Below are 25,607 nucleotides of genomic sequence, written 5' to 3'. Positions count from 1 at the left end.
CGTAACCAGCGGGCTTTTGAAAATCGCGATTGCGTATAGCTGCCGGTTAGCGCTTGGAGAACTGGAAGCTACGGCGGGCTTTGGCTTTACCGTATTTCTTACGTTCAACAGCACGTGAGTCACGGGTAAGGAACCCGCCAGCTTTCAGAACTTTGCGCAATTCCGGTTCGAAATTGATCAAAGCGCGTGAAATGCCATGACGCACAGCGCCGGCCTGGCCAGAAAGCCCCCCACCAACAACGGTGCAGAACACGTCATACTGGTCATTACGCGCAGCAGCACCGAACGGCTGGTTGATCAACATGCGCAGAACCGGACGACCGAAATAATGTTCGAATTCACGACCATTAACGGTGATCTTGCCTGAACCGCGTTTGATCCAAACGCGCGCAATTGCGTTTTTACGACGACCGGTCGCATAAGAACGGCCCAGTTCGTCAATCTTCGGCTCCGGCAGGGTGCCTTCAGCAACAGCGGCCTGACCGGCTGGCGCCAGATCCTTGAGATCTTCAAGAGTTTTGGTGTCGGCCATTACTTAGCGCTCCGCTTATTCTTTTCGTTCATTGCCGCCACATCCAGGACTTCCGGCTGCTGCGCTTCGTGCGGATGCTCGGTACCTGCATAGACATGCAATTTGGTCAGAACCTGGCTGCGCAGCGGACCACGTGACATCATACGCTCGACAGCTTTGATGATCACACGTTCCGGATGCTGGCCCCCCAGGAGCTTGTCCATGGTGCGTTCTTTAATGCCGCCCGGATAACCGGTGTGCCAGTAAAACTTCTTGTCGGTCAGTTTACGACCGGTCAGTTTAACTTTTTCGGCATTGACGATAACAATGTGATCGCCACAATCCATGTGAGGCGTAAACATCGCTTTGTGTTTGCCCCGAAGACGATTGGCAACGATTGAAGCCAAACGACCGAGAACGACGTCTTGTGCGTCGATCACGAACCATTTGCGCTCAATGTCGCTCGGTGTCGCAGTGAAGGTTTTCATAAATTCATTACCTGAAACTGGTTTTCACGGAGGGAATCGCCCCTCGCTGAAAGTGGGCGCAGTATGCCAATTTTTACCGGGAAAGCAACAGGAATAATTCGTTATAAAACAACACCTTATATAAATTGGTATTATTTTACCACATAGATTTTCACTTTTTTATCCCGCTTTTGCCACCGGCGGCATCGCATAGGTGCCAATAACACGCACACACAGGGCATTATCGACCACAAAGCGGATATGACATTGCGCAATCAGCAACCGTTTTCCCGCCTTTAAGACGCAGGCCTCGGCCATCAGGTCACCCGGCTTTGCCCCGGCAAGAAAATGCACCGTCGCCTCGGTGGTAACGGCATGATCAGCAACGGCAACATGCATCCAGGCCACCGCGTATAGGGCAATATCGGCCAGGGCAAAAATGGCCGGACCACAAATCACGTTACCCGGTCTTATATAAAGTGGATTAAACGGCAAACGCAGCCTTGCCACGGCCCCCTCCAGGCTTTCCGTCACAAGCGCGCCCGCGCCCACGTGACCAAAGCTGAAAAAATCGGCCTTGAAAAACAAACAGGAGGCCCAGGCATTTGCGGCAAGCCATCAGCACAATAACCTCAGGCTTAATGAACCAAGCCCCGGCGGGTTTTCCCAGACAGGGTCAACCCGATTTAAAACAGCGTATAAAGTTCCATCATGGTTAGAACCAGAACATAGCCAACAGCAATGGCCGCAATCATATAGGCACCAATATGCGGGGCCCAACGTTCAACCCCCTGTCGTTCGAGCTTTGCATTCGGTCTTTGCGGCTGCGCGGCCAAACTGTCGGGTACGGCGTAACTTTCTGCTGTCGCCCGGCGCCGCCCGGAATGGAGCGGTTCGGCGGGTGCGGATGCTACCGGTTTGGGTGTTTGTGGAGTTCCTGGTTTTTTATCAGGTAATCGGAACCCGTGGTGCTCAATTGCCATGTCGGTTAAATCCGTGTTGGGCACAGATGCCGTCTCATTAATTTGAGGCACTTGCGTAAAGCGCGAAAAAAGATCGTCTGCTTCTGAATGCCCTGCTTGCCCCTTTCGAATGGCATCTTGTGTCTGATCTGGCGGGTGCGCCGCGACAAAACCTGTTACCGCATCAAATGAGGCATTTTGCCCCTCTGCCACATTATGCGGGTCATCTTCGCGCCATTTAAAGGAAGGGGGGTCTTTCGGGTTGGTATCCCCCGTGTTTTCGTCTTGGGCGGCGGGCGGCGTATTCGCCGTTTCCCAAACAAACTGGTCAGGTTCCTGCCTACCTTTCTGCGCCGGATCAGGACCAATTCGCGCAATATTGATCCCCTTGGCCGCCAACCGTTCGATGGCAGCAGCTTTTTTTCCCTTAAGTTCACGTTCAATTACATCGGAACGATCATATCTGTTTATCGAAGATTGCGTCGCAGGCGACAAAACCCGCTGGCTTTCCCGAAGTCTGCTTTCTGAAACAAAAGCAGACGGTTCTTTGTCCCGTAGGCTGCGTTCCGGTGTGTCGCGCTTTTCCATGACACTCACCTGATGCCAGCAACTGCTGAAGATACCAAGGCATTTTTCAGGTCACCTGCAAGCCAGTAAAGTCTGACTAAAGCGATAACAGCGACCTTGATTTTATTTTATGATAAAAGAACAGTTACGTGCATAAAAAACTGCATCAAGGAGGAAATAATGATCAAAAAAGACGAATTCGCCGGAAATTTTATACTTCGCAAGGATAGTGACGCTACCGTTACAATTACGATGAACCAGCCCCATAAGAGGAATGCCCTATCCTCGAAGATGATGTTTCACTTGCAAACAGAGCTTGAAAAAATTGCCAAAGACAAAAATATTCGCGCAGTGATTCTGGCTGCAAACGGCCCGGTATTTTGTGCGGGTCATGACTTGAAAGAATTAAAAGGTATTCCCGACTGCAATGGACATGCTGCTTTATTTTCCCAATGCAGCGAATTGATGATGCGTATTGTTGCCCTGCCCCAACCGGTTATTGCCTGCGTTCGCGGCATGGCAACGGCGGCGGGATGCCAGCTTGTCGCCAGTTGCGACCTGGCTGTTGCCAGCGAAAATGCGCGTTTTGCCACACCGGGGGTCAATATCGGCCTGTTCTGTTCGACTCCGATGGTGGCATTATCGCGCAATATCGGGCGCAAACATGCCATGCGCATGTTATTGACCGGCGACCCTGTTTCCGCACAGCAGGCATGGCAAATGGGGCTGGTTTCCGACGTTGTCGCAGATGACGCACTGGAAAGCGCAACCATGGAACTGGCCGAAAAAATTGCGGCCAAATCGGCATCGACCATTAAAATCGGCAAGGAAGCCTTTTACCGGCAAATCGAAATGCCCCTGGGGGCCGCCTATGACTATACATCGTCCGTCATGACGACCAACATGCAGACCACGGATGCCAATGAAGGCATTGGGGCATTTGTCGACAAACGCCCCCCGACATGGCGCCACGAATAATACCAATGCCTGATGAGACACCTCATCGGGCATTCGAATAATGGTGCAACAATCGACATAACGACACAGAATATGGCGGCGATTCCATTATGAAAACGCCGTCATATTTTTTGGCTTTCAGAATAGTCCGTCGCAGCACGCCGGAATTGGGACAGCTAACCTTTGCCAAAACCCCAAATTTGCGGCACAGTTTTGCAACCTGCTATATTCCCTGCCAAGGACAGACATCATGACATTCGAGATTTGGGCGACCTATCTATTGGCCTGTGCCATCGTCCTGGCCATTCCCGGCCCGACGATCATGCTGGTGGTAAGTTATGCGCTGGGTAAGGGCCGCCAAACAGCATGGGCAACCGTGCCCGGAGTGGCCTTGGGGGATTTAACTGCCATGACAGTGTCACTGATGGGGGCCGGGGCATTGCTGGCCACATCCGCAGCGGCGTTTAGCGCGTTAAAACTGGTAGGGGCTGTTTATCTGGTTTATCTCGGCGTCAAAATGTGGCGGGAAAAACCCCACCAATTAGAAGATTCGGATGAAGCACAGCGCACCCGCCCGTCGCGTATGTTTTTACATGCCTATGTGGTCACGGCCCTGAACCCGAAAGGCATTATCTTTTTTATCGCCTTTGTGCCGCAATTTATTATCCCGCATCAGCCAGCCCTGCCGCAATTTGCCATTTTAATTGCCACCTTTGTCAGCCTGGCTACCGTAAATATTTTATTATGGGCTCTGGCTGCGGGCACAATGCGCGAAAAATTCCGCAGCCCGCGCGCCATGCAACTTATGGGCCGGGCTGGCGGGTCTGTTTTGATCGCGGCAGGGCTGATAACGGCACTGGCGCGGCGGGCCAGCGCAACATCTTAATTTCCCCTCGACTAAACAACTAAAGCACGTTTCCCCGGTTTCAGGGAACTTACCGGCTGGCAACGCGGGCGCGGCCCGGGCGGGGGCTGTTTTGTTGCGGGGTAAACTTGCCCCACACCTGTTTGGCCGACGCAAAGGCTGCAATCAGCACGCCAATGATCAAAACGGTCCAGGCCGGGCGCAACGGATACATCCAGTGCAAGTTCGCCTGTAACACCACCAGCGGCGGCACCCCGGTGGCAATGGCAAACCAGGCATATTCAATCGCGGCCGTGCCAATCGCAGCCGCAACCGCCAGGCCCAGCAATGTCACCGGCGATTTCATTTTCCAGTTCATCTTGCTGGCAAAACGCGACATCATCAGCCACAGGTAAAATCCGGCCATCAGGGTTGCTTCGGTAACATCAATTTTCGACTGCATGAAAAAATGCAAGATCCCCAGGACGGCGATACCATAACTGGCTTTATGCAAGCGGCCCCAATTCCGGCCCAGGCGCCGCATCATGCCATTGGTCGATGTTACTCCCAGCACCACCAGCCCCATCACGGCAACGAAACCGATGGTCAAATAGATCCGCACCAGAATTTCGCTGGCAATGCGCGACATATCAAACGACTGATCGACACAATAAAGCAGCAAATGGCACAATGCATAGCCCATGGCGGCCAAACCAACCATGCGACGAACCAGAACAACCCGGGTAAATTTGGTCACCCGGCGCAGTGGTGTGATCGCCAGCGAAATCAGCAACATACGGATCGCCCAATCCCCACTGCCATGAATGGCATCCTTGATAGGCAGGGAAACGCCGTCATGAAACAGCACCGGCCACAGCACGACACATCCGGGGATCAGGATGGCGACAAACACCATCAATTTAAATATTGAAAACCGTCCGGAATGATCAAGCCACGGAAACATCGGCGATTCCCTATTCTAGATGTTCACCTGCCCGGGCAGTAAAGCCCAATGACAGAATTATGTTACGCAATAGAAATTACGCAATTGTTGGTCCATAGAACGCAAAAAGAACGCCCGGGTCACTTAAACTCGCGATCAACTCTGCGCGAGGCGAAGGCAGGCAAAATCTGCTTTAACGCTTTATCGCCATTGTACGAACGCAATACACCGATATGATCATGTCCGTTTTGCCATTTTCAGTTGACGGAAAGAATGAACGATGACTGATTTCACCAATCCCGACACCATCGCGCTGCGCAACCTGTTTAATGCCACAACAACCATCGCCCTGGTCGGGGCCAGCCCCAAACCGGAACGGCCTTCAAACCGGGTTATGGCGTTTCTACTGGCCCGCGGATTTCATGTCGTCCCGGTAAATCCGGGTCAGGCCGGTGGGAAAATTCTGGGGCAAAAAGTATATGCCCAACTTGCTGATATCCCTGAGCCCGTTGATATGGTTGATATTTTTCGCAAATCCGAGGATGCAGGCGGCATTGTCGACGAGGCCATAGCAATTAAGGCAAAGTCGGTATGGATGCAATTGAACGTGATCGATAAAAATGCCGCCATGCGCGCCCAAAATGCCGGTCTCATCGCCGTTATGGATCGCTGCCCGGCAATTGAAATTCCGCAATTGTTCGTCGCTGACTGGCGTAAGGATTCGTAGACACCCGACAAGACCCAGCCATTCTCGGCGGGTCATTTCGCAATCCCTGTCAATACCCGCCAATTCACAGCACGGCATCAAACAAAAAATCGCCCGCAGGTTCAAAGCGGGCGATTTTTATTCAGAGCAAAACAAAAATACGCGGTGCATTGCAGACTACCCGCCGTAAATTCTCGATTCTATTTCTGAGCGGTCAACGTCCCGGCAATTTTTTTATGATCGCCCTGACACAGTCTGATCAAATCAGGCAACAGGCCCTTATTGCCCATAAAAACCGGTGTAACCGCACTGGTAATATCATAAGTGGTGGTGTGTTCATTGACCAGTCCATCAAAAATGCCTGGCGTTTCGGTTATCAGCGACATAACACCGCCACGGTTGATACGCAGAGAGGCAAAACCGTCACCATAGACCACACGCGCACATTCTTGCCCCAAAGCACCGTCGAACTGGGCAACCAGATTATAACGCGGATTTTCCATCAAATTATCACGGGCGACAACCTGGGTTGGTTGCAATCCAGGTGCTGGCACATATTTTGCCAATCGCGCCTGCGATTGCACAATATAGCCATCGGGGAAATAAACAGCGACATCCTCGGATAATAAAACGCGGTCCCCCAAAATTGGACCGGACCGCAACAATGCCTTAATTCGCTTGCCCGGAATTTCGCCGGAAAAACCATTAAACCGCAGAACTTTCGAATCCCCGCGTTCCTTGGCGAACAGTTTTTCAAAGGGCACAATCGGCGTAGGATCGCCAGCTTGCGCAGAAACGCTTGGAAAACTTGCAATTCCGAATCCGATCACTGCCGCAAGCGCACCCAAAATACCCTTCTGCCAAAACAACTTGGTGTTCATCTTCCCCCCAGGTCTCACTACGCTCAACCATCACGATCATACGACTGTATGGGTTTATCCGTTCATTTCAAGCAGACTTTCGTCGCCCGCCGCCCCATTATTTCGACTATTCAAAAAAAACAACGGGATGACATGATGCCATCCCGTTGCCGAAGATTTGGTAAATGACCGATAGTTTATCTTAGTTATCGATCGAAATGGTAACACGACGGTTACGCGGCTCACGGACACCATCCGGAGTCGGGATCAACAGATCACCTTCACCAACGGCATCTTTCTTCACGCCATCAGCTTTTATACCACGGCCTTCAAGGGCACTTGCGGCAGCATCGGCACGACGTTCCGACAGCTTCAGGTTATAGGAATCCGGACCCGACGAATCGGTGTGACCTACGATCGAAACAGTACCCGGGCTAGCAGCCCACTGGTCGGCAGCGGCGTCAAGAACGCGTTTGGCAACCGGGGTGATGGCCGATTTGTCGAAGTCAAAGAAGATGGTGAAGAGACGCGGTGCAGCAGCAACGGGCTGGGTTTCCGCCGGAGCAGCAGCAACTTTCGGTGCCTTCAGCTGATCAATGGCAGCTTCATATTCTTTCCAGCACTGCGTGATCAGGTCTGTCTGCCAGCCTTCTTCGCTTTCTTCAATCCAGCAATCGTAACGCGCCTGCGCGGTTGCCGCGACATCCGGCATTGCTTCACGAGCACCGCCGTCAAGCAAACCGATCAATTCGTCACGAACGGCACGCTTCTGTGCAATTTGCTCGGCGTCAAAACGCCAGTTTGCCGGGTCTTCCGGAAGGATGGTTTCGTTTTGAGCGACTTTTGCAGCCTTGCGCGCAAAGAAGTCAGCGTCAAAGAAATCGTACCATTCATCGGCTTCGCGTTCTGCATAAGCGATGTATTCGGCTTTCAGGTCTTTACCGAAAGCAGTCGTCGGTTCGGCACCATGCATCGCGGTGTCGAGCGAGCTATCATATGTCAGCGGGTTCCCGCCATAAGCAAAAGCATTGTTAGCATTATCGATGCTGCTACATGCGCCGAGCATACTTACGCTGCCAAGTGCCAAAAGGAAAGACGAACGAAACTTCATATTCTTTGCCCCAGTAGTTCAGGTTGTTATCAAACTCTAATAATAGTACCAAACGTGGTATTATTATGACCGGAAACGTCTAAAAAAGCCAAAGGTTCCAAGATATTATTTTATTGCGATCCAAGGGGATCTTTTCAAGCCCTCTAAACCATGTAATCCTGTTGGCATCATACTCCTTACCGGAAAAGAAGTTCACTTTATTTTTAGAGACCAAGCATACGAGGTTCACATGGACGGCACGGACGCAAATACAATAGTTGAAATGATTCGCGCATTTGCGCTGGGTATGGGCATCCAGATCCTGAGCGCCATCATTATTCTCATTGTCGGCTGGTGGATGGCTGGCAAAGCAGCTTCGCTGGTTCGGCGGGCGTTAAGAAATGCCAAATTCGTTGACAGCACCTTAAAGCCGCTTGCCGCCAGCATTGTGCAATACACGATTCTTGTATTTGTCATCATTGCGGTACTGTCGAAGTTTGGTGTTGAAACCACCAGCATCATCGCGGTTCTTGGCGCGGCGGGCCTGGCCATTGGCCTTGCTCTGCAAGGGACATTGTCGAATATTGCATCGGGCGTCATGATCTTGATGCTGCGCCCTTTGCGCGTTGATGAATTTGTTTCTGCCGGGTCAGTTTCGGGCACCGTTGTTGAAATCACCCTGTTTACCACGCTGATGAAAACGGCCGATGGCGTCTTTATCTCGGTTCCGAATTCGCAAATCTGGAACAGCGCCATCACCAACTATTCGCGCAATCCGACCCGTCGTTTCGACATCAAGGTTGGCATTGCCTATGACGATGATGTTGATGCCGCACTGGAATTCATGACAAATCTGGTCGCCAGCGACAGCCGCGTTCTGGCCGAGCCCGCCCCGATGGCCTTTATCGCCAATCTTGGCGAAAGTTCGGTTGATATTACGGCGCGCGGCTGGACCAATACCGCTGATTTTTGGGCCGCTTTCTGGGACCTGAGCCGTCGTTCGAAAACCGAACTTGAAGCGGCAGGCTTTAGCATTCCGTTCCCTCAGCGCGACCTGCATCTGAAAACCGATAGTGCCGAAGCCCGTTCGGCTGGCATACTGGCAAAGGCCGAAGCCCCCAAGCCAGCGCCAAGGGCACGTGCCACCACGGCCAAGGCAAAAACCACCAAAGCCGCCAGCAGCAAAGCAGATTCGACACCTGACGCCACCACCGGCGAAACCAAAGCCTGATTAAAAAAGCCGACATCAACCGACACCGGCCCCTAAAACCGGGGTGCCTGCGCAGGCAAAAAAAGTTTCCCGAAAACGGATGGCCCAACTGCCATCCGTTTTTTTTCGACCGTAAAACCATGCAGCCATTCACCTGCCATCTTTCAGGTTCGTAGTAGCCAGCTGTTACCCGCCCCGCGTGCACTTATTATATAGTGGCGCGACATTCAAAAAAGATGGGAGGACTTTCAAAATGGCTGCAAAGAAAATTCTGATGCTGGTCGGCGATTACGTCGAAGATTACGAAACAATGGTCCCGTTTCAGACCCTGCTGGCTGTTGGCCACAAGGTTGACGCCGTTTGTCCTGAAAAAGTTGCAGGCGACAGTGTTCGCACCGCCATTCACGATTTTGAAGGCGATCAAACCTATAGCGAAAAGCGCGGGCATAACTTCACCCTGAATGCCGATTTTGAAGGCGCAGATGCAAAAGATTACGATGCACTGGTGATCCCCGGTGGCCGTGCGCCTGAATATTTGCGCCTGAACGCGAAAGTCATTGCCCTGGTCAAGGACTTTCACAGCGCAAACAAACCCATCGCCGCAGTGTGCCATGGGGCGCAAATTCTTGCTGCTGCCGATATTATCCGGGATCGTAAAATTTCGGCCTATCCGGCCTGCGCGCCCGAGGTTCAACTGGCAGGTGGCACCTATATGGAAATCGACATTGATGCCGCCCATACCGACGGCAACCTTGTAACGGCACCGGCATGGCCCGCCCATCCGCAATGGATGGCACAATTCCTTAAAGTGCTGGGCACGAAAATCGAATTATAAACCGGGATGCCCATACAGGGCCTTCCCACCCCATACTGACGGCTTTCACGTTGATTGGCCCGGCAATGTTAACGATCCTGACATTGCCGGGCCGTTTTCATGACAAACACCCAAAACCCTTAACTTTGCGCCGCAATCACACCTGAAAATCAGCCATCAAAGCACATGGGCACGCAACAGCCTGCCCGGTCGCATCACACATATGCTGTGCCATTTCCCTTGCCATTTTTCCTGCCATCCCCCACGATTTCCCAGGAAAACCGCAGCACCAACGACCATATTGGCCAACAAGGCCGCAATTTCAACGGCCTGGCAGGCCGGGAAAGGAAACTTTATGTGCAAGATATATTCGGGCACCGACCCTGCCCTTTATGAAACGGCAACCCGGTCTGTGCGGATCAATGGTGTGGTGACCAGTTTGCGACTTGAGCAACGATTCTGGCAAATTATCGATGAAATTGCCGTAAAAGACGGTTACAGCACGCCTCAATTTCTGGGCCTGTTACATGACGAAGTGGTTGCACACCGGGGCGATATTCCCAATTTTGCCTCCCTGCTGCGTGTGGTCTGCACTGTTTATCTGCAACAACAGCAACAACCACATCCGGTTGCCGGAAACCCGAGGCGACCAGGCCCACTTAACCATATGGCAATGCAGGCACCGCTGGGCCAATAATGCCTTGCCCGTGGGTTTCCCCATAGGGGTACAAAGCCGACAGGCAATTGCTCCCCCCAGGGGCGATATCAAATTGGAGGTGAATTGGGCGAGATTGGAGGACGGGTTGAATGAGGCCGCCAGCCGAGGCCGTGGCGCGGGCTTAGCTTAACCAGGAAGCAATATCGCGGCTGTTAAAGCCCGGTACCGGGCTTTTGACGGTACGCAAAGGATCGCGCCCACGCCCGCTATCAAACGAACGGCTCGCTTGCATACCAGCAGCCACCCCAAAATCCATTTTCGCAGGTGCCAACCAGGACTTGCCGACCTTTTCACCGCTTTCGCGTTTTGCTTCGCGGGTTTTGGCGTCGTAAATCCAGCGTAATTCCTGTTTCAGGGTCTGATATTCCGCCGTATCCGGGGCAGCGTTAACCTCGGAAACGATCTGAATTTTAACCATTTGCGGAAAACAGTCCAACCGTTCGAGCAGCATGAATTTAACGCTCGGGCGGACCGCATCGGACCGCATCAGCTTGATCACAAGACGTTTATAAATCTCGATCCGCAAATTGCCACTGGTTGCCAGTTCAATAAATTCGTCAACAAAATCGCGGGCTTCGCGTTTACCATCAAGCAATGCGCGCAAATTTTCAGTCATGGCGCTGCGATAAAATTCGCGAATTTCGACGACATGGTTCGAGGCACGATTGCGTACCACATGCATCGATTCGGGGCTGAAGGCATTTTTAGTCAGCAGTTTGATGCAGTCATGCACCAGTTCGTGCTTGGTCGAATCGCCAACCACTTCAAAAATACCGTTAATCAGCTCCTTGCATTTGGCATGCGGCCCCATGCGCGTTGCCGCGGCCAGCGCCATCGGGCTTTCGGGATCTTTGGTGGCGATCACGGCCAAAGCCAGCGGATCGTCATATTGCAACAGGGCAAGATCGTTGCTGAGAAGATGCTCGGGCATCAACAACCGCTTTTTATCGCCCGCACCGGTTACGGTTAAGGGTTCACGCGTGCGGTAACTGTCCTTGATCGACAGGGCATATTTTAAACCGTCATACGAAATCCCGAAATCAAGCGACATCGCCCCTTAATCTCCCTTACGCACGAAACGGCGCCGCAAGGAGGGGGAATTGGTACCCGCAGGCGCAGAACCACCCTGCCCGGTTACGCTATCACCTGATTTGGGAGATTTAGGGCCACTGACATTCGCAGCAGCCGCGCTATCTTGCGGTGCGACAGGTCTTAGTTCGGTAAAGAAATCGATATACCACTCCATATCACCGCGCGGCATACTATAACGCCCGCCGATGGCCGGTTTTTCAATTGCTTCTTCATCGATACCGGAACTGATTTGCAAGACAACAGCAGACTGTGCCGACATGCCTGCACGCCACGCCATGGCGGCAATGGCACGGGCACTGCCTGAATCCAGAATTTTGGCAATCACCGAACCGGGCAACTGGGCATACCGCGCCAGTTCCCTTACTACTGCGTCGTCATCGCTGCGCGACAGGGCATCAAGAACGTATTGTTCAACGCTGGGTGCACGCGGCGCGGCACTTTCAGTTGCACTTGCGGCATCAAGGCTTAATTCGGCATTGGCAATGTCTTCGCCAATGGGCGGACGGGTATCACGCGCAACGCGGCTATCAAACCGAACCTTTTCGATCCGCTGGCGCACAGCCTGACGCAGGGCACGTGCAACTTCGGCACGTAAACGCCCTTCTTCAACCAATGTATCAAACAGGGATGCGGCAATAAAATGCGCCATGCGCCGTTGCGCCTGGCGCGACAACCGATCCCGCCCATTCAGCATACGCTGTTCCGGGGTCTCGTGTTTATCAGCCGGGCTGCGCACCAGATGCGGCGTCATATCGACAACGTTGCGCGGGGCGTCGTCTGACGTGCGCAAACGGGCAAACAGGCCGCCCTTGCTGGCCTCGGCGCGATCCTGCAACCGACGGGCCTGTTCAACATTGGCCCGCAGGCGGTCCCGTGCACGGGCGGTGGTGGTAAATTCACCCCGGCCCCGCATCAGGTCGAGAAAATCAGAATCGTTTAAAAGTTCGACATATTCAATGATGTGAACCTGACCAATTGCCGCCAGATCCAGCCGCATCCTTGCGGCAACCTGCCGTGTCAAATACGGCGTATGGCCCAGTTCCTGTTCGATCAGGGCAATAACCTGCGGGCGGTAACAATCAGCCAGCCGGACAATCGCATCCATAAATTCATCGACCATTTCCAGCCGTTGCGACGGACTTAGATCCGGCAAATGGCGGCGCAGCCGACGCGCAACATCCATGCGGGCATCGCTGTCATCCTCGCCATGGCGGGACGGCAAATATGCCAGATCTTCGTCATCGTCGAGATCATCATCATCTGCGCCAATACGAGCCGCAAAACTTAAAAACGATTCGTCCGGAGGGGAAACAAGATCATCGTCACCGGCCTTGTGACGCGGGATATATTCCGCGCGGGCATTGCCATCATTTCGCGACCGGGTCGTTGAAAATTCGTCAGGGGCGACGGTACGAACAATGTCGGCCAGTTCGCGCAATTTATCGCTGGCGCGGTCCTTGTTATCCGCATCCTTTGACTTTTGCCGATTGAACATCCAGGCCAGCATGTTCTGTCTTTTTCCCCGTTTCATTCCGGGTTTCAGCTACAATCAGCTAAATCCCGGGTCTATGTCTGTCATCTGGCGCGGCGGTTTTACCAAGCCATGCGGACCAAAACAACATCACACCCTAAAACTTCCTTGAAAACCAAATACCTGTCGCAAATCTGTCCCCAAGGCAGTTTGGTTCCCATGTGTTTCACTATCGACAGAAATGTTCAAAAAAACCTTAACGCCCAAACGGCAAAACCCAGAAACGTCATATAGTTAGCCAGATCACACCCTTAACGCGAACCATCGCGCCGTAAAACGCGCCTGTCGCGGACCAGCACCGACGGGAATCGGGGAACAAGCCAATAAACAAAGGGCCACCCGAAGGCAGCCCTTTGAAAAAATACAGCCTTTGGCACAGGTCAGGCCAAACCGGCAATCAGGGCAATCAGCTACGCCCCGAAAGCCATGCGATTCGCAAAATATTGGTCGCACCAGGGGTTCCGAACGGAACGCCTGCGGTAATCACCAAAGAATCACCGTTTTCGGCAAATTCCTCACGTTTGGCGACATCACAGGCAATTTCAACCATTTCACCAAAGTTGGTGGCATCGCGGGTAAATACCGGGTGCATACCCCAGCACAGTGCCAAACGACGCGCGGTCTGAATTTTCGGTGTCAGGCCCAAAATCGGCACTTCAGGCCGTTCCCGTGCAGCCCGATAGGCCGTTGAACCCGACGTGGTATAAGTCACAACAGCCTTGGCACCAATGGTTCCTGCAACCTGGCGGGCTGCGGCACTAATGGCATCAGGGGCATTATGTTCCGGGTCCGGACGAGATGCTTCTTGCAAACGGAAATAAAGCTCGTCGCGTTCTACCCGCACCATGATGCGATTCATGATGCTAACGGTTTCAAGCGGATATTTGCCCACAGCACTTTCGGCCGACAGCATAACCGCATCGGCACCATCATAAATGGCGGTTGCAACGTCGGATGCTTCTGCACGGGTTGGTGCCGGGTTTGACACCATCGAGTCGAGCATCTGGGTTGCCACGATCACCGGCTTGCCCGCTTCGCGGCAGGCCTTGATGATGCGTTTTTGCAAAATCGGAACATCTTCAGGCGGGCATTCGACACCCAGATCGCCACGGGCAACCATGATGATGTCAGAAAGAGCGACAATTTCATCAAGATGTTCAATGGCCTGGGGCTTTTCCAGCTTCGAGACAATGGCAGCACGGCCATTTATAATCTTGCGCGCCTCGGCAACGTCTTCGGGACGCTGCACGAAAGAAAGCGCCACAAAATCAACACCCATTTCCAAACCATAGACCAGATCAATCCGGTCTTTTTCGGTCAGCGGTGACATGGGCAACATCACATCAGGCAGGTTAACACCCTTGCGGTTTGACAGCGGGCCGCCGACTTCAACGGTGCAATCAGCCGATTTCTCGTCGCACTTATCAACCCGCATCCGCAATTTGCCATCGTCAAGCAACAGTTTTGCGCCGGGCTGAAGGGCGGCAAAAACTTCGGGATGAGGCAGCGACACACGGGTTTGATCGCCCGGTGTTTTATCCATGTCGAACCGGAAAGCGACACCGGCTTCGAGTTCGATTTTTTCGTCGGCGAAAGTCCCGACCCGAATTTTCGGGCCTTGCAAATCCATCAGAACGCCAATCGGGCGACCAAGTTTGGCCTCTACTTCCCGGATGGTTTCAAACCGTGCCTGATGTTCGGCGTGCTCGCCATGAGAGAAATTCAAACGAAAGACATCGACGCCTGCCTGGACGATCTTTTCAAGAATATCCGGGCTAGAACTCGCTGGCCCCAGGGTTGCGATGATTTTCGCCTTACGTTGACGGCGCATCCGCTTTTACCTCGTTGTTTTTCGGTTTCCATTGAATTCTGACGCGACAACCAGATTGACACAGGGCGCGCCAGAATATCCTGATTTCTCGTATCTGGGGGTATCCCCTTAATAGTGAATCACACCCGCTTTGAACAGTTACTTTTCTGCTAAGCCAAGGTCGAATGACATTTTTTTCGCTGGACTCCCCCCTGCCGACACCTCTTTAAAAGAAAGATCAATCGACAACTGCCCCGTATCAAGGATCCGGGGCCCCAATCAGGAATTTTCAGAAATGAGCAAATGGGACCACCGTTTTCTGGCATTGGCCGCCCATATCGCAGACTGGTCGAAAGATCGCAGCACACAAGTCGGTGCCGTTGTCATCGGCCCCAAAAAAGAAATTCGTGCTGTTGGTTATAACGGTTTTCCTCGTGGTGTCGATGACACGGTGGAAAGCCGCCATCAACGCCCCACCAAATATGCCTATACCGAACATGCCGAACGCAACGCCATTTACAATGCCAGCTATACCGGCACATCGCTAGATGGTTGCGCATTATATGTAACACATTTTCCCTGCAGCGACTGCGCGCGCGCTATTATCCAGGCCGGTATTGCCGAAGTTTATGTCGATCAGCAAAAACTGACCCCCGATTTTCTCGAGCGCTGGCAACATGACATGAACATATCAACCGAAATGTTTGGCGAGTCCGGTGTGAGCGTTCGGCTGATCACCGGCGAAGGCACCACCACCGCACTTACGGCGGAAAGCCCCGGCGAGCCGATATTGGAAAACGCGGTACCACCCAAGGGTATATAGAAACTAAACGTTACCGAAAATGACCGGCCAAATCGGAAAAATAAGTGATTTTTGCCAATAGCATCATAGAGTTCACACTTGCCGCCAGCCCGCCAAACCGCTAAGGAATTACAGGCAAGCGATGGAACGCAGCCTGCCACCCTGGCGGCAGGCTTACAGCATTGTTGCTATCGGCGGTGGTGATCGCCACTTCAGCCCCATGCGGAAACAAGATCTGATGAGTGCAAAAATCGATTTTAGCAAAGTCAGTTTTCTGGTCGTTGACGGCGACAAGATATCAGCACAGGTTGTTTATGATACCCTGTCATATCTTGGCGCAATAGATGTGCAGCGGGTTGGCAAACCGGAAGATGCCTTTCGCATCCTACGCAACCGGCAAATAGACATCATCATTACCGAATGGCGGTTACGCGGCATGGATGGGCTGGAATTTCTCGATTCCCTGCGCAATTCAACATCATCGCCCAATCGTTTTGTTCCGGTTATTATGTTAACCGCCCATTCCGAACAGCGCTATGTGACAACGGCCCGTGATTTGGGCATCACCGAATTTCTGGCAAAACCGTTTAATGCCAAGGCATTATACAGCAGACTGGTATCATCCATCACCCGCCCCCGGCATTTTATCAATACCCCCACCTATTTTGGGCCGGATCGCCGCCGTCGGCAAACACCATTCGACGGCCCTGACCGCCGCAACACCGAGACGAGACGCTAGAATACTATCTTTAAAACAGGTAAGGTTTATTGCTCAACTTGCGGCATTCAATTCCACTTGCCGGGATAGACCAATTTAGATGAATAAGCAGAATCCGCCGAAAATTCAAGTCATCCCGCCCAGCACTGAACTAAAACAGCGCGCGGTGAATTTCACCAAGGGTTTCGACGTCGAACTTGCCCCGGAACAGCTTGAAGAACTTGAAAAAGTTGTTCAACGCAGCAGCGATTCGTTCGTGCGCAGCATCGGTCATGAACTGACCGAAGCCCGGCAACTTGTGATCGAGGCGATTACAAACCCCGACATGCGTACGATTGCCATCGAAAAAAGCGCTGACCTTGCCTATGCGACCAAGGCATTAGGCGGTACTTTTGATTATCCGCTTATGACGCAGATCGCCAAGTCTCTTGAAATTTTCCTGGCAGACCGAACAACCGCCTCACGCCGCCAGTTAATGGTTACACAACTGCATATTGATGCCATTTACGTCATTCTGGCCAGCCGCGTCACCGGGTTTGGCTCGTCGATCGAACAGGCGACAACGGTCGCCCTGGCCAAGCTGGCAACGCGTTACGCGGAACCCCGCGAATAACCCCCCGCCCCAAAGCCTGGCGCATTCCATGCTTTATGCATGCAGCGGGCTGAACTGCGCAGCATAGCAAAAAGACAAATAAAGCACTTTTCCTTTAATATGACCCATTTTGTTTGATTTTGGCGTGTCGTTTGGCAAGGCACAGCGCGCTGCGCGATGCGGCGCATCGGGCGAGCGGTGTAACGCCGCCAAACACCGCCAAAAACAAACCCTGTGGGCCAGCGCAGTCTGCCGCCTGGCCGCGTCGAAATCCTTGTCCGTAAACCCATTACGCCCGGCGGACTTCTCCTTGCCAGGCGGCAGACTGAGCTGGCAAAATGGGTTATATTAAAGGAAATGTGCTTTAGCCCATCACGTCCCGCGTTGCCCATGCAGATGAGGGGCAAAGTCGATCAGCTCAAAATCATCGACGTCACAGGCACTGTTATCCATCGCCATCGTCAAGGCGGGCAGCGTCCCATCATTTTCGGGTGTATGGCGACCAACCCCCAATATCTCCAGCCGGGCCAAAATGCCGTCGAGTTCGTCCGACACCGCCCCCAGGCGGTTTGTCATCCAGTCGCGTGCCGCCGGGGCATCCCCGCGCAACATGGCGTTTTGTGCGCTCCACAACAAAATTGTGCTGCGCAACAAGCCAAGAACATTGGTCTGCTGGCTTCGCCCGTCGCCATCGGAACAACCAGCATGCCCCGACTGTGATTTACGCTGCGGCTTTACCTGCTTCAATGCGTCATTAATCTGACGCAGCAAAGGCGGTATCGGTCCTTCATCTTTCATGGCAGGGTCCATTCCTGCTTGGTCGCCTCTGACCAACGATATCGGCTCCGAGGCGTTCGTTTACCAAAATATATTGCAGTTGCAGGAATAGCTTTTTGCGCCTGCGAAAACGTTGATCAGCATCAAGAAGGTTTCTAAAGCATGTTTCCCAGCCGCTGCCTGACAACACCGCGTTAAAACGCGCATTTTGCAGACCTGAAAAATCGCGCAGGTTCCACTGGTAAAAAAAACGTCGTCTCCGGGAAAAAAGGACTTGTCAGACCGGACGACCCTTTATATAAACCGCGCCACACACCGAGCGGGTGTAGCTCAGTTGGTTAGAGCGCCGGCCTGTCACGCCGGAGGTCGCGGGTTCAAGTCCCGTCACTCGCGCCATTTCCCCATCGGGGAAAAACAAAAAACGCCACGATTTATTCGTTGGCGTTTTTTGTTTTTCTGGTGCCTTTTGGCCCGACATCCCTGCATGGCCATTGAGGCTTTAACGTCGCCGCTTCACACCTCCCCTTCGTTCCGAATTTCCAAGGCGCGATACATTTCAAGCGCCCGGAAAAGGCAAATAACGTTTCATTTTGGCGCATTTAAAATTTTCGCTCCGTAGCCCTTGTATCAACCAGACATCCTTCCTGATCATTTTTTGGCAGAAAACTGCGGCTGTCAGAGGCCTGTTATTTTTTTGTAAAAAAACGCTTGCCAGACCCGGCAGCCCTTTATATAAACCGCGCCACACACCGAGCGGGTGTAGCTCAGTTGGTTAGAGCGCCGGCCTGTCACGCCGGAGGTCGCGGGTTCAAGTCCCGTCACTCGCGCCACTCTTTTTAGAGTACAAACAAGTCGCTGATATTTGTATCATGCGGCTTTTTTTGTGTCTGTTTTCAGGCCTCCACCTGGTAGACGTCTATTATAGTGTCTGCACGTGTCGATTCTGACACTGGAAACAATCGATATGTTGGCGTCGTTAAAGAATCCGGCAAGTGCTGTAAAAATTACACTTAAAAATATTCAACCCTGCAGCAATATTCAGCCCCTGCCCCGATTATTGTTTCCAGTTATAACGATCACATCTCACAATTTTTAATCGTTTTGATCTGTGTATTTTCCCGCAATCGGGCATTTAGCCTCTATTTACATGCCAAAAGGGTGTTTTATTGCGCCGCAGCATTGATCAGCCCAACAAAGTATGCTGTCATCTCGCTGTTACAAAAATGAGGCGAACAATGGTTTTACCGTGGTAATGTTCGCACTTTCGATATCAACCATAAGGGAGGCGCAACATGCGCAAGCTAATCGCAGGGCTGATTATGGGAACCGCTCTTGCAACAACGCCAATTGTTGCCATGGCACAAACGCCCAAAGACACCCTTGTCATGGCCAATGCCATTGACGACATCATCTCGCTTGACCCGGCAGAGATGTTTGAATTTTCGGCGACAGAATATAACGGCAACACCTATGACCGTCTGATCGAACTTGACATCAAAGACCCGACCAAACTGGTCGGCGGGGCCGCTGAAAGCTGGACCATTTCTGACGATGGCTTGACCTACACGTTTAAAATGCGTCCGGGAATCAAGTTTGCCTCGGGCAACAGCATGACAGCGCAAGATGCTGCATTTTCTTTGCAACGCGTTATTCTGCTGGATAAATCGCCAGCTTTCATTTTGGGCCAATTCGGCTTTGACGCGGAAAATGTAAAAGACAAAATTCGCGCAACTGACGACGACACCCTTGTTATCGAAGTCAACAAGCCCTTCGCTCCCAGCTTTTTCTTAAACTGCCTGACGTCAATGATTGGCGCAGTTGTAGATCAAAAAGAAGTTCTGGCCCACGAAGAAAACGGTGACCTCGGAAATGGCTGGCTGAGCAGCCATTATGCAGGGTCTGGCCCGTTTGCCCTTAAAAACTGGACGGCCGGTCAAAGCCTGAGCCTGGTGGCCAACGAAAATTACTGGGATGGTGCGCCAGCGATGAAGCGCGTCATCATCCGCAATGTCAAAGAAGCCGCGTCACAGCAGTTATTGCTGGAAAAAGGCGACATCGACATCGCACGTAACCTTGAAGCCGACCAGATTGCATCAATTAAAGACAATCCTGACATCAAGATTATGAAACGCGGCAAAGGGGCCGTCTGGTATTTGGGGCTGTCGCAGAAAAACAAATATCTGTCCAACCCCAAAGTCGTCGAGGCCCTTAAATATCTGGTCGATTATAAAGGCATTTCCGATACCATTATGGCGGGCCGTGCCACTGTCCATCAAACCTTCCTGCCCAATGGCTTCCTTGGCGCGAGCAATGAAACCCCCTATTCGCTGAACATTGAAAAAGCCAACGAGCTGCTAAACGAAGCAGGCCTTTCAGACGGCTTTACGGTGACCATCGATACCCGTAACACAACGGCAGTGATGGCGATGGCACAGTCGATCCAGTCGACCTGGGCGCAGGCTGGCATCAATCTTGAAATCATTCCAGGGGACAACAAACAGACCCTGACCAAATATCGCGCCCGCCAGAGCGATATTTATATCGGTCGCTGGGGTGCTGATTATCAGGACCCGCACAGCAACGCGTCGACCTTTGCCTGGAATCCCGACAATTCCGATGATGCATCAGCCAAACCTCTGGCATGGCGCAATTCATGGAACCCGGGTGACATGACCCAGGAAGTTGACGCCGCCGTTCTGGAACGTGACCCGGCAAAACGCGCTGCCATGTATCAGGACCTTCAGGACAAAGTCCTGAAAACCGGACCGTTTGTTATCATGTTCCAGGAAACCGAAGTTTCGTCCTTGCGTGCCAATGTCAATAACTTCATCCTTGGCCCGTCATTTGACACCAACTTCTATCGTTTCGTCACCAAAGACTAAGGAAACCGGTTGAATGGCCGCTGTTTCAGAACAGACCGGGACCGGGCGCACACGCGCCCGTCCTTTTTATCGCACCGGCAAAAACATCACCAAGGTATTGTTTTCGCTTGTTATTACATTTCTGGGCCTGCTGCTTGTCACATTTCTGATTGGCAGAATCTTGCCGATAGATCCGGTTCTGGCTGTTGTGGGCGACCGCGCCCCACAAGCCGTCTATGACCGGGTTCGCGAAGAAATGGGGTTAAACCAGCCTCTCTGGCAGCAATTCTTTATTTATATAAGCAATGTCCTGCACGGCGATTTCGGAAAATCGGTTCTTACAACCAATCCTGTCCTGACAGATATCAAGCGTGTTTTCCCAGCAACCCTGGAGCTTGCCACACTGGCCACCATTATCGGGGTGGCTATTGGTATTCCGGCTGGCGTTTTTGCCGCCGTCCACAAAGGGAAATGGCCGGATCACATTGTCCGCGTGATTGGTCTTGCGGGCTATTCCATGCCCATTTTCTGGCTTGGTCTGATGGGCTTGCTTGTTTTCTATATGAAACTGGGCTGGGTCGCCGGACCGGGCAGACTGGATTCATTCTACGTTGATTTTGTCGAACCCCGAACCGGGTTGATGCTTGTCGACACGTTACTGGGTGATGACCCCGGTTTATTCTGGAATGCCGTCTCCCACATTGTCCTGCCAGCGTCAATCCTTGCCTATTTTTCATTGGCCTATATTGCCCGCATGACACGGTCGTTCATGCTTGAGCAACTGGGCCAGGAATATATCCTGACAGCACGCGTAAAGGGCATTTCCGAAACCCGGATCATCTGGCGCCACGCGCTGGGAAATGTGATGGTCCCGCTGGTCACCGTCATTGCCCTTTCCTATGCCAATCTGCTCGAAGGATCGGTGCTGACCGAAATCATTTTTGCATGGCCCGGGCTGGGCCTTTACATCACCAATTCGTTGCTAAATGCCGACATGAACGCGGTTCTTGGTGGCACGATTGTTGTCGGCACGGTCTTTATCGGGGTCAATATGCTTTCTGACCTGCTTTATCGCCTGCTTGATCCCAGAGCACGGAAATAAACAGTATGACAACACACGTACACACGCCCAAAACCGGCCTTAAACAATGGCTGACAACCGACAAGCCACAATCAAGATTCCAGGCGAAATGCGGTCGGTCATGGGTCGCCTGGATCAAAATCACTGAAAACCGCCTGGCCATGATCGGTCTTTCGATTGTCGTAGGCCTTATTCTGGTAACAATTTTTGCCCCGCTATTGGCCCCCTACAACCCCTTGGCGGCGGACCTGACCAACCGCATTTCGCCCCCCAGTGCCGCTCACTGGTTTGGCACCGACCAATTAGGGCGCGATATCCTTTCGCGCCTGATCTATGGCGCGCAATATACCCTTCTCATTGTTGGGCTGGTGGCCATTACAGCAGCCCCGATTGGTCTTTTGATCGGCACAGCTGCCGGTTTCTTTGGTGGCTGGGTTGACGCCACACTGATGCGTATCACCGATATTTTCCTCGCCTTTCCAAAACTGATTTTGGCACTGGCCTTTGTTTCAGCCTTGGGGCCGGGCATCGAAAATGCCATTCTTGCCATTGCAATCACGGCATGGCCGCCCTACGCCCGGATTGCCCGTGCCGAAACAATCATGGTGCGCAATTCAGACTATATTCAGGCGGCTCGCCTTCAGGGGGTTTCAAATACCGGCCTTATCATCGGCCATATTGTCCCCATGTGCATCAGTTCGCTGGTGGTACGCGTAACACTGGATATGGCAGGCATGATCCTGATTGCCGCCGGTCTTGGCTTTTTGGGCCTGGGCGCACAGCCGCCCATGCCGGAATGGGGAGCCATGGTATCCGAAGGTCGGCAGTTCCTTCTTGCGCAATGGTGGGTATCGACCGTGCCGGGTCTGGCAATTTTTGTCGTCAGTCTGGGCTTTAACCTTTTGGGTGACGGTTTGCGCGATGTTCTCGATCCGCGTGGAGGAGACTGACCATGCCCCGTGAAACCCTGTTATCTGTTAAAAACCTCGCCATCAGCTTCACCACCTCCAAGGGGCCGGTCAATGCCGTTCGTGGCGTATCGTTTGATCTGGGCCGCGAAAGGCTGGGCATTGTTGGCGAGTCTGGTTCGGGCAAGTCACAAACCGGACGCGCCATTTTAGGCCTGACGGCGGCCAATGGCCGCATTAGCGCCGATAAAATGCAATTTCATGATGTGGACCTGCGCAACCTGTCGCCGCGACAATGGCGAAAGGTGCGCGGGGCGCGCATTTCCATGATCATGCAGGACCCGAAATATTCGCTTAATCCGGTCATGACCATTGGCGACCAGATTATCGAGGCCTACCGCGAACATCACAAGGTTGGCACCAAAGAAGCCATCCACCGTGCGATTGAAATGCTTGAAGCGGTGAAAATTCGCGATCCGCAGCGTGTGTTTAAATCCTATCCGCACGAGGTTTCCGGCGGGATGGGGCAGCGCGTGATGATCGCGATGATGCTGATCCCTGACCCGGAATTGCTGATTGCCGATGAACCGACATCTGCCCTTGATGTGACAGTGCAGTTGCAGGTGATGGCGATTTTGGATGATCTGGTACGTGAGCGCGGCATGGCGCTGATTTTCATCAGCCATGATTTGCATCTGGTTTCAAGTTTCTGCGACCGGGTTCTGGTGATGTATCAGGGCCATGTGGTTGAAGAAATTCGCGCAAGCGACCTTGACCAGGCCAAACATCCCTATACGCAGGGCCTGTTAAACTGCCTGCCCAAAATGGATGGCAACCACGACGACCTGCCGGTTTTGCAACGTCAGGCAAGCTGGGCCGAGGGATAAGACCATGATTGAAATTGAAAATCTGAATGCCTGGTTTGGTGAAAACCATGTCCTTAAAGACGTTTCGCTAAAAGTTCCGGCCAACGGGTCGTTCGGGCTGGTCGGGGAATCGGGCTCGGGCAAATCTACCGTTTTGCGCACCATGACCGGCCTGGTTGATGACTGGGAAGGAAACATGGTGGTCGGCGGCCACGAACTGGGCCGCAAACGCGACAAGGATTTTTACCGTCAGGTTCAAATGGTGTTTCAGGACCCGTTTGGTTCGCTGCATCCGCGCCATACCATCGACCGGATTCTAAGCGAACCGGTTGCCGTACACGGGCTGGGCAATTCGGATGCCCGTGTGATCAAGGTGCTGGAACAGGTCGGGCTGGATAATTCGTTCCGGTTTCGCTACCCGCATCAGCTTTCCGGCGGGCAGCGCCAGCGCGTGTCAATTGCGCGCGCCCTTATTCTCGAACCCCGCGTCTTGCTGCTTGATGAACCGACATCGGCGCTCGATGTGTCGATCCAGGCCGAAGTGCTTAATTTGCTGGCGGCATTGCGCCGGGACCTTGGCCTGACCTATATTATGGTCAGCCACGATCTCGCGGTTGTGGCCCATGTGTGCGACGATATTGCCATTATGAACCACGGTCGCATCGTTGAACGCGCCACCGCCAGCCAGCTTGCACAAGGCTCGCTTGAACATCCCTATTCACAACAGCTCTACAAGGCTGCTGGCGGCTATGACCGCGCCGTAATTGACAGCTTTGTTGATTGGGACTGACCGGAGTTACCATGACAATCGCCACCAACACGGAATTTGCAACCCCCTTCGCCCCGGCCGATAGCGCATTACGCGACTATAAACGCCAGCACATCCCCTCCTTCACCTGGGATGCCCATGCCTGCCTGCCGCTGGACCCGATCATTCCGATCGACCTGCTTGATACCTATCGGGCCGGACATATCGATTATGTGTCGATCAATGTGGGCATGGATATGAACTCGGTGGCGCATATTTTACGCGTCATTGCCGATTTCCGCGCCAAAATCGCCGCCCACCCCGATAAATACCTGCAGATCGAAACGTTCGATGATCTGGCCCGAGCCAAACAGGCCGGATTACTCGGCGTTGGCTTTGATCTGGAAGGTTCGGTCATGTTGCAAGACATGCCCGACATGGTGCCGGTTTTTGCCCGGCTGGGCGTCAAACAAATCCATTTCGCCTATAACCGCAACAATTCGGTCGCTGGCGGCTGCCACGATGACGACATCCCGCTAACTGCGCTGGGCCACGAGATGGTCAAGGCGGTAAACAATGGCGGCATGATCATGGATTGTTCGCATACCGGGCGGCAAAGCAGCCTTGATATTATGCGGGTATCCACCAAACCGGTGGTCTTTAGCCATGCCAACCCCAAAGAACTGGGCGGGCATGAACGCTGCATTGACGACGAACAGATCAAGGCCTGTGCCGCCACTGGCGGCGTCATTGGCGTTTGTGGTTTTCAGCGTTTCATGAAATCGGCCAATGCCCCGGAAGTGCCCGATATGGTGCGCCATATTGATTATCTGGTTCGGCTGGTCGGGGTGGACCATGTTGGCATCGGTCTGGACACCATGCCATCGGTCAAAGGGGCCAACGACTTCCCTGACGGCGTTGATCGCGCCATTTACTGGCCAGCAGAACGCGGTTACGGCGCCAATGCGGGCGGTGCCGCCGTGTTTGACCCGCGCAAGCTCCCTGCCCTTGCCGACGCCCTGATCAATGAAGGCTATTTGCCTGATATGGTTGATAAAATCATGGGTGAAAATTTCGTCCGGGTGGCGAAGGAAAGCTGGTAAAGCACCAGGCAACATATTGATCCCCGCCCGGTAAAACGGGTGGGGAACCTTACCCGTTACAATAACAGG

Annotated in this window: 26 protein-coding genes and 2 tRNA genes; 17 read left to right on the top strand and 11 right to left on the bottom strand. The window is 53.0% G+C overall.

Annotation, left to right across the window (positions count from 1 at the left end; genetic code table 11):
- Positions 1 to 46: 46 nt before the first annotated feature.
- The 4 genes from rpsI to AAC086_RS20400 form a co-directional block, all read right to left on the bottom strand.
- Positions 47 to 532 carry a 30S ribosomal protein S9 gene (gene rpsI, locus AAC086_RS20415; protein WP_339781530.1) on the bottom strand — a complete coding sequence of 162 codons (486 nt, stop codon included), beginning with the start codon at positions 530 to 532 and terminating at the stop codon, positions 47 to 49.
- Positions 532 to 999, bottom strand: a complete 468-nt coding sequence (gene rplM / locus AAC086_RS20410; protein ID WP_339781529.1) for a 50S ribosomal protein L13 — start codon at positions 997 to 999, stop codon at positions 532 to 534. The genes rpsI and rplM overlap by 1 nt, the downstream gene beginning before the upstream one ends.
- A gap of 159 nt (positions 1,000 to 1,158) precedes the next feature.
- Positions 1,159 to 1,512 (bottom strand): PaaI family thioesterase, encoded by a 354-nt coding sequence (locus AAC086_RS20405; RefSeq protein WP_339781527.1) that lies wholly within the window; start codon positions 1,510 to 1,512, stop codon positions 1,159 to 1,161.
- Positions 1,513 to 1,664: 152 nt separating this feature from the next.
- Positions 1,665 to 2,528, bottom strand: coding sequence for a hypothetical protein (locus tag AAC086_RS20400; protein WP_339781526.1), 864 nt, complete (start codon positions 2,526 to 2,528; stop codon positions 1,665 to 1,667).
- Between the two features lie 159 nt (positions 2,529 to 2,687).
- Here AAC086_RS20400 and AAC086_RS20395 point away from each other — a divergent pair, with 159 nt between their 5' ends.
- Together AAC086_RS20395 and AAC086_RS20390 are read left to right on the top strand one after the other, a co-directional pair.
- A complete protein-coding gene (locus tag AAC086_RS20395) occupies positions 2,688 to 3,485 on the top strand; it encodes an enoyl-CoA hydratase (RefSeq protein WP_339781524.1) in 798 nt (265 codons plus the stop codon).
- Positions 3,486 to 3,714: 229 nt separating this feature from the next.
- Positions 3,715 to 4,350 (top strand): LysE family translocator, encoded by a 636-nt coding sequence (locus AAC086_RS20390; protein ID WP_339781523.1) that lies wholly within the window; start codon positions 3,715 to 3,717, stop codon positions 4,348 to 4,350.
- A gap of 49 nt (positions 4,351 to 4,399) precedes the next feature.
- Here the strand turns inward: AAC086_RS20390 and AAC086_RS20385 are convergent, their stop codons facing one another.
- Entirely contained in the window at positions 4,400 to 5,272 is an 873-nt protein-coding gene (locus AAC086_RS20385) for a protein-methionine-sulfoxide reductase heme-binding subunit MsrQ (RefSeq protein ID WP_339781521.1), read from the bottom strand.
- Positions 5,273 to 5,531: 259 nt separating this feature from the next.
- Between AAC086_RS20385 and AAC086_RS20380 the strand changes: the two genes are divergently transcribed.
- On the top strand, positions 5,532 to 5,978 hold the full coding sequence (locus AAC086_RS20380) for a CoA-binding protein (protein WP_339781519.1): 447 nt from the start codon (positions 5,532 to 5,534) through the stop codon (positions 5,976 to 5,978).
- A 179-nt stretch (positions 5,979 to 6,157) separates the two neighbouring features.
- On the opposite strand, the gene AAC086_RS20375 is transcribed toward AAC086_RS20380, so the two are convergent.
- Together AAC086_RS20375 and AAC086_RS20370 are read right to left on the bottom strand one after the other, a co-directional pair.
- Complete coding sequence (locus AAC086_RS20375; RefSeq protein WP_339781517.1) at positions 6,158 to 6,838, bottom strand: hypothetical protein; 681 nt, start codon at positions 6,836 to 6,838, stop codon at positions 6,158 to 6,160.
- A gap of 181 nt (positions 6,839 to 7,019) precedes the next feature.
- Positions 7,020 to 7,928, bottom strand: a complete 909-nt coding sequence (locus AAC086_RS20370; protein ID WP_339781516.1) for an OmpA family protein — start codon at positions 7,926 to 7,928, stop codon at positions 7,020 to 7,022.
- Positions 7,929 to 8,157: 229 nt separating this feature from the next.
- On the opposite strand from AAC086_RS20370, the gene AAC086_RS20365 reads away from it, so the two are divergent.
- The 3 genes from AAC086_RS20365 to AAC086_RS20355 all read left to right on the top strand — a co-directional run bounded on the left by AAC086_RS20365 (position 8,158) and on the right by AAC086_RS20355 (position 10,628).
- Positions 8,158 to 9,138 (top strand): mechanosensitive ion channel domain-containing protein, encoded by a 981-nt coding sequence (locus tag AAC086_RS20365; RefSeq protein WP_339781515.1) that lies wholly within the window; start codon positions 8,158 to 8,160, stop codon positions 9,136 to 9,138.
- Positions 9,139 to 9,370: 232 nt separating this feature from the next.
- Entirely contained in the window at positions 9,371 to 9,952 is a 582-nt protein-coding gene (locus tag AAC086_RS20360) for a DJ-1/PfpI family protein (protein WP_339781514.1), read from the top strand.
- Positions 9,953 to 10,286: 334 nt separating this feature from the next.
- Entirely contained in the window at positions 10,287 to 10,628 is a 342-nt protein-coding gene (locus tag AAC086_RS20355; RefSeq protein ID WP_339781512.1) for a ribbon-helix-helix domain-containing protein, read from the top strand.
- Positions 10,629 to 10,770: 142 nt separating this feature from the next.
- On the opposite strand, the gene AAC086_RS20350 is transcribed toward AAC086_RS20355, so the two are convergent.
- From AAC086_RS20350 to pyk, 3 genes are all read right to left on the bottom strand, one after another.
- Complete coding sequence (locus AAC086_RS20350) at positions 10,771 to 11,700, bottom strand: hypothetical protein (RefSeq protein WP_339781510.1); 930 nt, start codon at positions 11,698 to 11,700, stop codon at positions 10,771 to 10,773.
- A gap of 6 nt (positions 11,701 to 11,706) precedes the next feature.
- The gene (locus AAC086_RS20345; RefSeq protein ID WP_339781509.1) at positions 11,707 to 13,272 is read right to left on the bottom strand and encodes a DUF2336 domain-containing protein; all 1,566 of its coding nucleotides are present in this window, start codon (positions 13,270 to 13,272) and stop codon (positions 11,707 to 11,709) included.
- A gap of 406 nt (positions 13,273 to 13,678) precedes the next feature.
- Complete coding sequence (gene pyk, locus AAC086_RS20340; protein ID WP_339781508.1) at positions 13,679 to 15,103, bottom strand: pyruvate kinase; 1,425 nt, start codon at positions 15,101 to 15,103, stop codon at positions 13,679 to 13,681.
- A 274-nt stretch (positions 15,104 to 15,377) separates the two neighbouring features.
- Between pyk and AAC086_RS20335 the strand changes: the two genes are divergently transcribed.
- The 3 genes from AAC086_RS20335 to AAC086_RS20325 all read left to right on the top strand — a co-directional run bounded on the left by AAC086_RS20335 (position 15,378) and on the right by AAC086_RS20325 (position 17,215).
- Entirely contained in the window at positions 15,378 to 15,905 is a 528-nt protein-coding gene (locus AAC086_RS20335) for a dCMP deaminase family protein (RefSeq protein ID WP_339781507.1), read from the top strand.
- A gap of 217 nt (positions 15,906 to 16,122) precedes the next feature.
- Positions 16,123 to 16,623, top strand: a complete 501-nt coding sequence (locus AAC086_RS20330; RefSeq protein ID WP_339781505.1) for a response regulator — start codon at positions 16,123 to 16,125, stop codon at positions 16,621 to 16,623.
- 79 nt (positions 16,624 to 16,702) lie between these two features.
- Positions 16,703 to 17,215 (top strand): transcriptional regulator, encoded by a 513-nt coding sequence (locus AAC086_RS20325; protein WP_339781503.1) that lies wholly within the window; start codon positions 16,703 to 16,705, stop codon positions 17,213 to 17,215.
- Between the two features lie 351 nt (positions 17,216 to 17,566).
- On the opposite strand, the gene AAC086_RS20320 is transcribed toward AAC086_RS20325, so the two are convergent.
- Positions 17,567 to 17,992, bottom strand: coding sequence for a hypothetical protein (locus AAC086_RS20320; RefSeq protein WP_339781501.1), 426 nt, complete (start codon positions 17,990 to 17,992; stop codon positions 17,567 to 17,569).
- Between the two features lie 298 nt (positions 17,993 to 18,290).
- On the opposite strand from AAC086_RS20320, the gene AAC086_RS20315 reads away from it, so the two are divergent.
- From AAC086_RS20315 to AAC086_RS20280, 8 genes are all read left to right on the top strand, one after another.
- Positions 18,291 to 18,367 (top strand) — tRNA-Asp (locus AAC086_RS20315).
- 357 nt (positions 18,368 to 18,724) lie between these two features.
- Positions 18,725 to 18,801 (top strand) — tRNA-Asp (locus tag AAC086_RS20310).
- Between the two features lie 462 nt (positions 18,802 to 19,263).
- Entirely contained in the window at positions 19,264 to 20,853 is a 1,590-nt protein-coding gene (locus AAC086_RS20305; RefSeq protein ID WP_339781499.1) for an ABC transporter substrate-binding protein, read from the top strand.
- Between the two features lie 13 nt (positions 20,854 to 20,866).
- On the top strand, positions 20,867 to 21,934 hold the full coding sequence (locus AAC086_RS20300) for an ABC transporter permease (protein ID WP_339781497.1): 1,068 nt from the start codon (positions 20,867 to 20,869) through the stop codon (positions 21,932 to 21,934).
- 5 nt (positions 21,935 to 21,939) lie between these two features.
- Entirely contained in the window at positions 21,940 to 22,863 is a 924-nt protein-coding gene (gene nikC / locus AAC086_RS20295) for a nickel transporter permease (RefSeq protein WP_339781495.1), read from the top strand.
- A gap of 2 nt (positions 22,864 to 22,865) precedes the next feature.
- Positions 22,866 to 23,708: an ABC transporter ATP-binding protein gene (locus AAC086_RS20290; RefSeq protein ID WP_339781494.1), complete on the top strand. Its 843-nt coding sequence runs from the start codon at positions 22,866 to 22,868 to the stop codon at positions 23,706 to 23,708.
- Between the two features lie 4 nt (positions 23,709 to 23,712).
- Positions 23,713 to 24,477: an ABC transporter ATP-binding protein gene (locus AAC086_RS20285; protein ID WP_339781493.1), complete on the top strand. Its 765-nt coding sequence runs from the start codon at positions 23,713 to 23,715 to the stop codon at positions 24,475 to 24,477.
- Between the two features lie 11 nt (positions 24,478 to 24,488).
- On the top strand, positions 24,489 to 25,538 hold the full coding sequence (locus AAC086_RS20280; RefSeq protein WP_339781492.1) for a membrane dipeptidase: 1,050 nt from the start codon (positions 24,489 to 24,491) through the stop codon (positions 25,536 to 25,538).
- The last annotated feature ends 69 nt before the right edge of the window (positions 25,539 to 25,607 follow it).

The organism is uncultured Thalassospira sp. (genome assembly GCF_963976115.1).
In the GTDB taxonomy this organism is placed as follows: Bacteria; Pseudomonadota; Alphaproteobacteria; order Rhodospirillales; family Thalassospiraceae; genus Thalassospira.
Note: the sequence above shows the minus strand (reverse complement) of the source record. Positions and strands in the feature narration are given on the sequence as shown.